The 9891-nt window shown below is 63.5% G+C and carries 10 protein-coding genes; all 10 read left to right on the top strand.

Going from position 1 to position 9891, the window contains the following annotated elements:
- Positions 1–767: MsnO8 family LLM class oxidoreductase (locus tag PA598K_RS34505; protein ID WP_128661238.1), on the top strand; the 767-nt coding region annotated here is incomplete at its 5' end.
- Entirely contained in the window at positions 764–2101 is a 1338-nt protein-coding gene (locus PA598K_RS34510; RefSeq protein ID WP_260405758.1) for an amidohydrolase, read from the top strand. The genes PA598K_RS34505 and PA598K_RS34510, both read left to right, overlap by 4 nt.
- A 376-nt stretch (positions 2102–2477) precedes the next feature.
- Positions 2478–2966 (top strand): DinB family protein, encoded by a 489-nt coding sequence (locus tag PA598K_RS34515; protein ID WP_128661239.1) that lies wholly within the window; start codon positions 2478–2480, stop codon positions 2964–2966.
- Complete coding sequence (locus tag PA598K_RS34520; RefSeq protein ID WP_128661240.1) at positions 2966–3634, top strand: GNAT family N-acetyltransferase; 669 nt, start codon at positions 2966–2968, stop codon at positions 3632–3634. Before PA598K_RS34515 ends, PA598K_RS34520 begins: the two co-directional genes overlap by 1 nt.
- 36 nt (positions 3635–3670) lie before the next feature.
- Positions 3671–5005 carry an LLM class flavin-dependent oxidoreductase gene (locus PA598K_RS34525; protein WP_128661241.1) on the top strand — a complete coding sequence of 445 codons (1335 nt, stop codon included), beginning with the start codon at positions 3671–3673 and terminating at the stop codon, positions 5003–5005.
- A gap of 411 nt (positions 5006–5416) precedes the next feature.
- The gene (locus tag PA598K_RS34530) at positions 5417–6763 is read left to right on the top strand and encodes an ABC transporter substrate-binding protein (protein WP_260405759.1); all 1347 of its coding nucleotides are present in this window, start codon (positions 5417–5419) and stop codon (positions 6761–6763) included.
- 31 nt (positions 6764–6794) lie between these two features.
- Complete coding sequence (locus PA598K_RS34535; protein WP_128661242.1) at positions 6795–8417, top strand: FAD-dependent oxidoreductase; 1623 nt, start codon at positions 6795–6797, stop codon at positions 8415–8417.
- Positions 8414–8791: a 4Fe-4S dicluster domain-containing protein gene (locus tag PA598K_RS34540; RefSeq protein WP_128661243.1), complete on the top strand. Its 378-nt coding sequence runs from the start codon at positions 8414–8416 to the stop codon at positions 8789–8791. Before PA598K_RS34535 ends, PA598K_RS34540 begins: the two co-directional genes overlap by 4 nt.
- Before the next feature lie 60 nt (positions 8792–8851).
- Complete coding sequence (locus PA598K_RS34545; RefSeq protein ID WP_128661244.1) at positions 8852–9484, top strand: nitroreductase family protein; 633 nt, start codon at positions 8852–8854, stop codon at positions 9482–9484.
- Positions 9485–9505: 21 nt separating this feature from the next.
- On the top strand, positions 9506–9700 hold the full coding sequence (locus PA598K_RS34550; RefSeq protein ID WP_128661245.1) for a YezD family protein: 195 nt from the start codon (positions 9506–9508) through the stop codon (positions 9698–9700).
- Positions 9701–9891: the final 191 nt, after the last annotated feature.

Consider the following 9891-nt stretch of genomic DNA (forward strand, 5'->3'; position numbering starts at 1 on the left):
ATTACAGCCCTTACAAGGTAGCGGAGAACTTCAACCTGCTGGCGACGCTCGCGCCGGGCCGCGTCGAGCTCGGGATCGGCCGCGCGCCGGGCGGTCTGCCGCGCTCGACCAAGGCGCTGCAGCATGGCATCGCCGAGCCGACGACGCTGGAGGCCAAGCTGACCGAGCTGCGAGCGTTGCTGGCAGGACCGGCGGATGAGTCCCATCCGCTGCCCGGCCTGACGGCGCATCCGCTGCCGCAGACGCCTGCCGAGGTCTATCTGCTCGGCACGAGCCTATCGAGCGCCGAGCTGGCCGCCGAGCAGGGCGTGCCCTACGCCTTCGCGCTGTTCATCAACAGCGATCCGCAGACGGCGCAGGCGGCGCTCTCACTCTACCGCGAGCGCTTCGACCGCTCGCGAGGCGGCGAGCCGCAGCCGATCTTGGCGCTCTCGTTGATCGCCGCCGATACCGACGAGGCAGCCGAGGCGCTCGCCGGACAGCACAAGACGGTGCGCGTGACGCTAGAGAGCGGCCAGACGGTCAACGTGGGGACGCTGGAGCAGGCTGCCGAGTTCGCCAGGCAGGCCGGGCAGACCTATACCGCGGTGGAGCGGGAGGCGGATATCGTGCGCGGCTCCAAGGCGACGGTGCGGGGACGGCTGCTCGAGCTCGCCGAGACATATAACGTCGAGAGCTTCATCTTCACGACGATCATCCCCGACTATGGCCAGCGCGCTCGCTCGTTTGAGCTGCTGCGCGAAGCGTTCGCCGAGGAGCTGGTATGAGCAGCGGGGAGCGTAGTGGTGGCGAGCGTAGCAGTGGCGGATGGAGCGGTGGCGAGCGGGAGGCGCTGGCGCAGCGGCTGATCGCGATCCGCCGTCAGCTCCATCAGCAGCCCGAGCTCTCCGGCGAGGAGGTCGAGACGACGGCGGCGATCAAGCGCTGGCTATCCGAGGCCGGTATTCGCATCATCGACAGCAGGCTCGCGACCGGCGTCATCGCCGAGATCGGCGGCGGCGGTACGGCAGCCGGGGCAGAGGCGAGGGGGCTGGACGGGGCAGTGTATGGCGGAGAGGCAGCACGCAACCCGTCCACGAGCATCCCGGCGACGGATGCTGCGCCTACGCTCGCGGTTGACGGCGCAGCCCTTGGCCGACTCCCGGTCGTGGCGCTGCGGGCCGACATCGACGCGCTGCCGATCCGCGAGGAGACGGGGCTGCCCTATGCCTCCCGCATCGAGGGACGGATGCATGCGTGCGGTCATGACTACCATACGGCCGCGCTGCTCGGCGCAGCCTTGCTGCTCCAGGAGCGGGCGGCCGAGCTGCCCGGCACGGTCCGCCTGCTGTTCCAGCCGGCGGAGGAGAGGGCCAAAGGCGCACAGTATCTCATCGCGCACGGCGCGCTGGAGGGCGTGGACGCGATCTTCGGCCTCCACAACAAGCCGGAGCTGCCGGTCGGCACGATCGGCGTCCGCCCGGGGGCGATGATGGCGGCGGCCGACGGGTTCGTCGTCGAGGTGGAGGGCATCGGCACTCATGCCGCCTCGCCCGAGCAGGGGCTGGACCCGATCGTCGTCGCGGCGCATATGATCACGGCGCTGCAGACGATCGTCAGCCGCAATGTAGGCGCGCTGGAGAGCGCCGTCGTCAGCGTCACCCGTCTGAATGCGGGGAGCGCCTGGAACGTCATCTCCGAGAAAGCAGTGTTCGACGGGACGATACGCACTTTTGCGCCGGAGGTGCGCGAGCGGACGCGCGCCAGGCTGGATCAGATCGTCAGGGGCGTCGCCTCGGCCTTCGGCACGAGCGCGCAGGTCCGGTGGATCCAGGGTCCGCCGGCTGTCGTCAATGACGCGCATTGGGCCGACTTTGCCGCCCGCACCGCCGCCGCTTTGGAGCTAACGGTCGACGAGACGCCCCCTTCTCCTGCGGGAGAGGACTTCGCCTTTTATCTGGAGCGGACACCGGGCGCCTTCCTGTTCGTCGGCACAAACGGTCCGCATCCGTGGCATCATCCCGCCTTCGACATCGATGAGGAGGCGCTGATCGGCACGGCAGAGCTGCTCGCCGCGCTGGCGGAAGGCTCGCTCGCCGAGCTGAGCGTGCAATCCAAGTGACTGAGGTCTTAACGTAGTAACGATATGCGCTAGTAGCGCGATCCGGATATAGCGGTCCTATGGACGTTGCGCGGTCTTGCATATTCTTCGCTTATTGGGGCTCGCTTTTAACTGCAAAAATACCTTTATTTATGCTCCAAAGCGCGTGCAAACGGAATTTTAATGCAAAAGTGCAGTTGTTTTTGGGGGAATGGAACGTTAGGAGGAAACTTCGATCCGATTAAGTGCGCTTTTGCATTTATTTACCTGTTTTCACCCCGTTTCGTCACAAATAAGCGTACTTTTACATTTGTGTCAATCCGGCCTTGTTTGGGTTAATGCGTGAGATCGAGAACGTTAATTAGGGAGCAATCTAGTTAGAGAGGATGGGAACCAAATGAGTCATACCGAATATGAAGCGACCATCGCCGCCTATGTGGATGTCTATCGCGAGATCGAGCATGAGCTCGATGGCGCGACCGCTGATCAGCTCGCCTGGAAGGCTGCGCCGGGCTCCTGGAGCGTGACGGAGGTGCTCGCCCATCTGGTTGATCACAGTCTCGTCGTCTCGTTCCGGCTGCGCGAGATACTCTCCGGCTCAAGCGTGCGCCTGCCTGCCTTCGATCAGGATGCCTGGGTGGCGGGACAGCGGGCCAACGACTACAGTGCAGGAGAGCTGCTCGTCGCTGCGCATGCGCTCGTCGCGTTCAACGCGGCGCTGCTGGCGCGCCTGACCGACGAGGAATGGCAGCGGAGCGGCATCAACGCCGTTGGCGCGACTGTGACGATCGCAGACGCGATCAGCGCCTTCGTCCGGCATGTCGACACGCATCTAGCGCAGATCCGCCGCATCAAGCAGGCGCTGCCCGAGGAGCTGGCGAGCTGATGAGCGGGCCGCAGCATGTCCCTAAGTCGTCGGACAGCCAGGCAGTCTCCGCGTCGGCGTCCACGGCGAGCCGCGAGGCCGATGCCGTAGCATCTGCGACACCCGTATTGGCTGGCGGCGAGCGCGTCGCAGGGCAAGGTGCCCTGACGATCCGGGAGGCGACGGACGCCGACCGGCCGGCGCTTGAGCAGGTGCTGCTGGAGGCCTACGGCCAGTATGCAGCCGTGCTGTCGGAGTCGCGCTGGGCTGATTACAAGGCCAGCATCCTGCAATCGATCGACGAAGCGCCGACTCGCGCGAGGCTGGTCGCCGAGCTGGGCGGAGAGCTGGTCGGCAGCGTGTTCCTGTTCGACTCCTCCGCGCTCGCTTACGGGCAGCCGGAGCTCGGCATCGACTCGCCGATCATCCGTCTGCTGGCAGTGGCGCCCCGCGCGCGAGGAGCGGGCGTGGCGACCGAGCTGATCCGCGCCAGCGCCAGACGCGCGCTGACGGCCGGGGCTGCGACGCTGCATCTCCATACCTCGGACATGATGGGCTCGGCGGTCCGGCTGTATGAGCGGCTCGGCTTCGAGCGGGCGTACGACAAGGAATTTATGAATGGCGACCTGCTGGTCAAGAGCTATCGTCTGCAGCTTGCGCACACGCCGCTGTTGCAGGAGCATCACTAACCCATTTCCCCGTTGCGGGCAGGAGGTAACAGACCTATGGCTAATCGAAAGCAAATCAAGTTCGGTGCAATTATTCACGGCGTAGGCGGCAATATCGCGGGCTGGCGACACCCTGAGGTACCGTCCGACGCCAGCGTCAGCCTGGACTTCTACAAGCGGCAGGCGATCACGGCCGAGCGCGGCAAGTTCGACCTGGTCTTCATCGCCGACGGGCTGTACATCAACGAGCGGTCGATCCCGCATTTCCTCAATCGGTTCGAGCCGCTGACGATACTGTCTGCACTGGCATCCGTCACCTCCCGCATCGGGCTGGTCGGGACGCTCTCCACCTCCTATAGCGAGCCGTTTAACGTCGCCCGTCAGTTCGCCTCGCTCGATCATATCAGCGGCGGTCGGGCAGGATGGAATGTCGTCACCTCGCCGCTGGAGGGCTCCGCCGGCAACTTCGGCCGCGAGCATCACCCGACCCATGGGGAGCGGTATGAGATCGCCGAGGAGTACATCGAGGTGGTGCGCGGATTGTGGGACTCCTGGGAGGATGACGCCTTCGTCCGCGACAAGGCCTCCGGCGTCTTTTTCGACCCGGCCAAGCTGCATGCGCTCAACCACAAGGGCAAGCATTTCTCCGTTACCGGTCCGCTTAACATCGCCCGCTCGCGGCAAGGCCAGCCGGTTATCTTCCAGGCCGGTTCCTCGGAGAGCGGCAAGCAGTTGGCCGCCCAGAGCGCGGATGCCGTCTTCACCGGTCACGAGTCGATCGAGGAGGCGCAGGCATTCTACAGGGATGTGAAGCAGCGGGCTGTCGCGGCAGGGCGCTCGGCTGATGATATCGCGATCCTGCCGGGCATCGGACCGATCATCGGACGGACGCCGGAGGAGGCCGAGGCCAAGTATCAGGAGCTGGCGGCGCTCGTCACGATCGACAAGGCGCTTCACTATCTCGGACGCTTCTTCGAGCATCATGACTTCACGCAGTACCCGCTCGACGAGCCGTTCCCGGAGCTGGGCGATCTCGGGTCCAACAGCTTCCGCAGCGGCACCGACAAGATCAAGCAGCAGGCCCGCGAGCACGGATTGACGCTGCGTCAGGTCGCGCTGCAGTCGGCTACGCCGCGCAGCCCGTTCATCGGCACGCCGGAGCAGATCGCCGACCGCATCCAGCAGTGGCATGAGCAAGAGGCCGCAGACGGCTTCATCGTCCATACGCACATCCCGAGCGGGCTCAACGACTTCGTCGATCATGTCGTGCCGATCCTGCAGGCGCGTGGCCTCTATCGCACCGACTACGAGTCCGATACGCTGCGCGGCAATCTGGGCGTGCCTGTGCCGGCCAATCGATATGCGCGGCAGGCGGCGGCCAGCGAGATCTAACTAGCGGCTTGCCGCCACACGACGACGCGAGTCAGTCGCCTGTCGGTCGCCTTATAGATAGACGCAGGTATAGAATGTCCCGTTTCTTGCTCGCCGGTCCTCCCGGCGAGCTTTTGCGCGTTGGGGATGAAACGACAGTAGACGGGTTGCGAGGCGCAGGTGCGGATCAGGTGAGGCGACAACGTCCTGCAATTCGTGATTGACAGGCAACGAGCAGGATGATAACATGAATTCATGAAATTCACAGTAAAACAATTGGCTTTATAGGTTATTTAGTGGCATTGACCATTCCAATGGAGATGTAGACAGCATGCTGCTGTTCCAAGCCGGCTTCGCCGGGCAGGACAGCGTCAGGCGGTCGGCATCTTTTTTTGTTGTATACATCAGGAGATCTTGGAGGAGGAATCCAACGTGGCAAAAGTAAAACCATGGATGGCCATCGTGCTGGCGATGACGCTGGCGCTGACTGCGTGCGGCGGTGGCAACACATCTGAACCGACGACTGCAAAGGCGGGGAATGCGGCGGAAGGAGACGCGGCAAAATCAGAAGAAAAAGAGCCGGTCACCCTTACGTTCTGGAATTATGGCAATACAATCACCGACACGGAGTTCAACAAGCTGATCGTCGAACCGACGAAGGCCAAGTATCCGCATATTACGCTGGAGCGGATCAAGACGGATGAGAATACGAAGCCGGAGGATCTGCTGTCTACAGGGCAGCTGCCAGACATTATCTACACGAGCAGCGGTCCGTCGTATTACCGGTTCCTGGATCTGGGCGTCGTCCAGGAGCTTGACGAGCTGATCGCCAAGCATGGGGTCGACACCTCGCGCATCAAGCCTGCGATTGCTGATTCGATCCGCAGCTTTACGCCTGAGGGCAAGCTGATCGCTATCCCATTGTCCTTTAATCTGTTCATTACTTATTACAATAAAGAAATCTTCGACAAGTTCAACGTCCCTTATCCATCCGATGAGCCGCAAACCTGGAGCGAGTGGCTGGAGCTGGGCCGACAGCTGACCGTGCAGGACAACGGCGTCCAGTATCTGGGCATCGATCTCGGCGGGCCGAGCAGCCTCGTCCGAAGTCTCGATCTGCCCAACGTAGATCCGGCGACAGGTCGCTCGACGCTGGCTGATCCGCAGTGGACGTCGATCTTCGAGTTGTTGAAGCAGCAGTACGAGATTCCTGGCTTCATCGGGGCCAATCAGGAGATTGTCTACGACCGCGATACGTTCATCCAGGAACGTCGCCTGGCGATCCGCCCGTCCTTCCTGGCGAATATGGTCGGTCCGTTGGAGGAGCTGCGGCAGGAAGGCATCGAGTTGGACTGGGATATCGCCCCAGCGCCAAGCTTTGGCGACAACAAGGTAGGCGGCAGCATCCACTCCGTGATCCTCTCCAATCAGAGCAAGCATCTCGACGATGCCTTCCTCGTCATCGCCAACATCCTCTCGGACGAGACGCAGCGGCTCGTCTCGCGCAACGGCCGTGTGCCGGCGATCGTCGATCCCGAGCTGGAGAAGGAATTCGGCGCTGATATCGAGGTGCTCAAGGGCAAGAAGATCGAAAATGTGTTCAAGCTGGAAGCCAAGCAAAACAATCCGCCGCATGTGCTCGACAACAAGCTGGGCGATGTGCTGACAAAGACGGCGGAGGAGATCGCACTGCAGGGCAAGGACGTCAACTCGGCGCTGCGGGCGGCCGAGGAAGAGAGCAATCGTCTCATCGAGACGTGGGAGAAGACCGGCTCTTGAGCCGCAGCACAAGGATGAGGGAGGGGATCGTATGAGCGGAGATACTACGTTGCGACTGACCAGCGATGTGCTGGTCATCGGCGGCGGGCCGGCCGGGGCGTGGGCGGCCTGGAGCGCCGCTGCCCAAGGGGCGTCAGTCGTACTCGTCGACAAGGGCTACCTCGGCTCGAGCGGAGCGACGGCGCCGGGCGGCACCAACTTGCTCTATCTGCCGCCTGACCGCGAGCTGCGCGAGACGGCAGTCCGGCAGCGTATGGCGTCGGGCGGCTATCTGTCCGAAGAGGCGTGGATCCACCGGGTCCTCGATCAGGTGTACATCAACCTGGAGCTGGTAGAGCGATGGGGCTACCCCTTCGTGCGGGATGAGGAAGGCGTGCCGCAGCGCAATCATCTGCAGGGGCCGGAGTATATGGGGCTGATGCGCAAGGCGGTCAAAAAAGCTGGCGTCAAGGTGCTGGATCATGCGCCTGCGCTGGAGCTGCTCGTCGACGAGCACGGTGTGGGCGGCGCGCGCGGCGTCTTGCGTCAGCAAGACCGCGACTGGGAGGTCCGGGCGTCTGCGGTCGTCATCGCGACCGGCGGCTGCGCCTTCCTGAGCAAGGGGCTGGGATGCAATGTCCTGACCGGCGACGGTTATCTGATGGGCGCTGAGGTTGGCGCCGAACTGTCGGGGATGGAATTTTCCAGACGGTACGCGCCTGCTCCGGCCTTCAGCTCCAACACCCGCTCGCGCCTGCTTGGCTGGGCGACCTATTACGATGAGCACGGCAACGAGCTGCCGGGCACCCGAGGCGGCGACTTCCTGGCGAAGCGCCTGCTGCAGGGGCCGGTCTACGCGATTATGAACAAGGCGGATACGCCGGAGAAGCAAGCGATCCTGCGCAAGTCGCATGCGATCTTCTTTTTGCCCTACGATCGGGCAGGCATCGATGTGTTCAAGGAGCCGTTCCCGCTGACGCTGCGCTATGAGGGCACGGTTCGCGGCACAGGCGGACTGCGCATCGTCACCGACGATTGCGCGACGACGGTGCCGGGACTGTACGCGGCAGGAGATGCTGCGACGCGGGAGCGCATCACCGGCGCAGCATCGGGCGGCGGCGCGTTTAATGCCTCCTGGGCGATCTGCTCCGGCACTTGGGCCGGCGAGGGAGCGGCCAGACATGCGAGGGCGCTGGGCGCCGGCAGCGATCGGCGGCTGCAGCCGGCCGGGCGATATGGGCTGAGCGGCTCCCAGGAGACAGCGATCGGCTCGGAGCGTACCGATACGCGGACGCTGATCGCAGCCGTACAGTCGCAGGTGCTGCCGCTGGAGATCAACTATTTCCGCACGGAAGCGGGACTTACCGAGGCGCTGGGCAAGCTGCACGAGCTATGGCCCAAGGTCAATGGCCAGGCTCCGCAGAGTGCGCATGAGCGCGTCCACGCCAGAGAGGCTGCGGCGATGGCGGCTACGGCTCGCTGGATCTATACAGCGGCGCTCGCCCGCAAGGAGACGCGCGGCGGCGGTCTTCATACGCTGCTGGAGTACCCGGAGCTCGATCCGGGCCAACACCATCGATTAATCGTCTCGGGACTGGAGCGCATCGCGGTCCGGGCGGACCGATCCTTCTTGACCGAAGCTGCGGCATCACATAAGGAGGCTGCGAACCAATGATTGAGCTTGTAAGCGACGAACGCTGCATTAGCTGCAACCTGTGCGTCAAGGTATGTCCGACCAATGTGTTCGACAAAACGGAGCACGCTCCAATCATCGCACGCCAGGAGGACTGCCAGACCTGCTTTATTTGCGAAGCTTATTGCCCGGTCGATGCGTTGTACGTCTCGCCCTACACCGACGAGGCGGTTGTCGTCGAGGAGTCGGCGCTCGCTGCCGCGGGCACGCTGGGCAGCTGGCGGGCGACGATCGGTTGGGGCCCGGGACGGACGAAGCTGGCGGCGGTCGATCAGACGCCGTTTATCGACCGCATCCTGCCGCCTCGGCCGGTGCGGGCAGCCGGCATTTCGGACGCCGGATCGCGGACGGGCTGATTCCAACGGACAGCTTCGCGTGTATCGCTACTACATTTATTAATGAAGGGATTGGTCCTTATGAGTACTCAATTACCCCAAAGCCAGTCGCAAGTCTGGTCTATCCCCGAGCAATACAGCCCGGAGGCTGCGTCCCGCCTGCCCGAGTTTCGCGTCCATCCGCTCATCCTGAACCGTTGGTCGCCGCGCGCCTATACGGAGCAGGCGGTAAGCGACGAGCAGCTCTACACCGTGCTGGAAGCGGCCCGTTGGGCCCCTTCCGCGAGCAACGCGCAGCCATGGCGGTTCTACATCGCTCGTACCGATGCGGAGCGCGAGCGGTTCGGCCAGTTCCTGCGTCCGCGCAATCGGTTGTGGGCGACGAAAGCGCCGGTTTTGCTGCTGCTGGCTTCTGCGACAATAAAGGAAAACGGCGATCCGAACGGCTCGCACGCCTTCGATACGGGAGCCGCCTGGGCGACGCTGGCTTATCAGGCGCAGCTACTCGGACTGGCTACGCGGGCGATCGGCGGCTTCGACCATGAGCTGGCGCGCCAACTGCTGGCGACGCCGGAGCATATTGCCCTTCATGCGGTGATTGCGCTTGGTTATCGCGGCGACGTGGACACGTTGGAGGAGTCGTTCCGAGAGCTGGAGAAGCCGAGCGGACGGCGGGCCTTGGCGGACAGTATTTTGCCTGTCCCTACGAACTGAACATACGAGGAGGAGAGGACGATGAGTCGAGCGGTAAAGGTGGATGAGGTATGGGGGAAGCGAATACTGGATCAGGTGGAAGGTCTCGCTTTTGGCACGGTGCAAATTACGGTCCATGACGGCCAGATCGTCCAGATCGATCGTACCGAGCGGAGCCGCTTCGAGGTTGGCAAATGGGCAGCAGGCGTCCAGCGCAAGGAGCGCTCCGGCCGCTAACATTGCTCAGGCGCCGGACTCCTCGGCAGCAAGCGCTGCAAGACCCAAGCATAGAAAAAGAGCCCCGCACGCGCCGTTGCGCATGCGGGGCTTTTGGTGCGCTTGGCAGCGCAACCGACTAGGGAGTGAAAGTCTCCTGTACACCGAGATGGCGGAAGTACGAGCTGACCCGTAGTGCCTCGTCCGTGAGG

It is taken from the genome of Paenibacillus sp. 598K (genome assembly GCF_003851045.1).
Classification (GTDB): domain Bacteria; phylum Bacillota; class Bacilli; order Paenibacillales; family Paenibacillaceae; genus Paenibacillus_D.

What these genes read in the sequence shown, in the direction of transcription:
- PA598K_RS34540 (WP_128661243.1), top strand. Translation starts at nt 8,414, where the DNA reads ATGATTGAGCTTGTAAGCGACGAACGCTGCATTAGCTGCAACCTGTGC.
- PA598K_RS34510 (WP_260405758.1), top strand. Translation starts at nt 764, where the DNA reads ATGAGCAGCGGGGAGCGTAGTGGTGGCGAGCGTAGCAGTGGCGGATGG.
- PA598K_RS34520 (WP_128661240.1), top strand. Translation starts at nt 2,966, where the DNA reads ATGAGCGGGCCGCAGCATGTCCCTAAGTCGTCGGACAGCCAGGCAGTC.
- PA598K_RS34515 (WP_128661239.1), top strand. Translation starts at nt 2,478, where the DNA reads ATGAGTCATACCGAATATGAAGCGACCATCGCCGCCTATGTGGATGTC.
- PA598K_RS34525 (WP_128661241.1), top strand. Translation starts at nt 3,671, where the DNA reads ATGGCTAATCGAAAGCAAATCAAGTTCGGTGCAATTATTCACGGCGTA.
- PA598K_RS34545 (WP_128661244.1), top strand. Translation starts at nt 8,852, where the DNA reads ATGAGTACTCAATTACCCCAAAGCCAGTCGCAAGTCTGGTCTATCCCC.
- PA598K_RS34535 (WP_128661242.1), top strand. Translation starts at nt 6,795, where the DNA reads ATGAGCGGAGATACTACGTTGCGACTGACCAGCGATGTGCTGGTCATC.
- PA598K_RS34550 (WP_128661245.1), top strand. Translation starts at nt 9,506, where the DNA reads ATGAGTCGAGCGGTAAAGGTGGATGAGGTATGGGGGAAGCGAATACTG.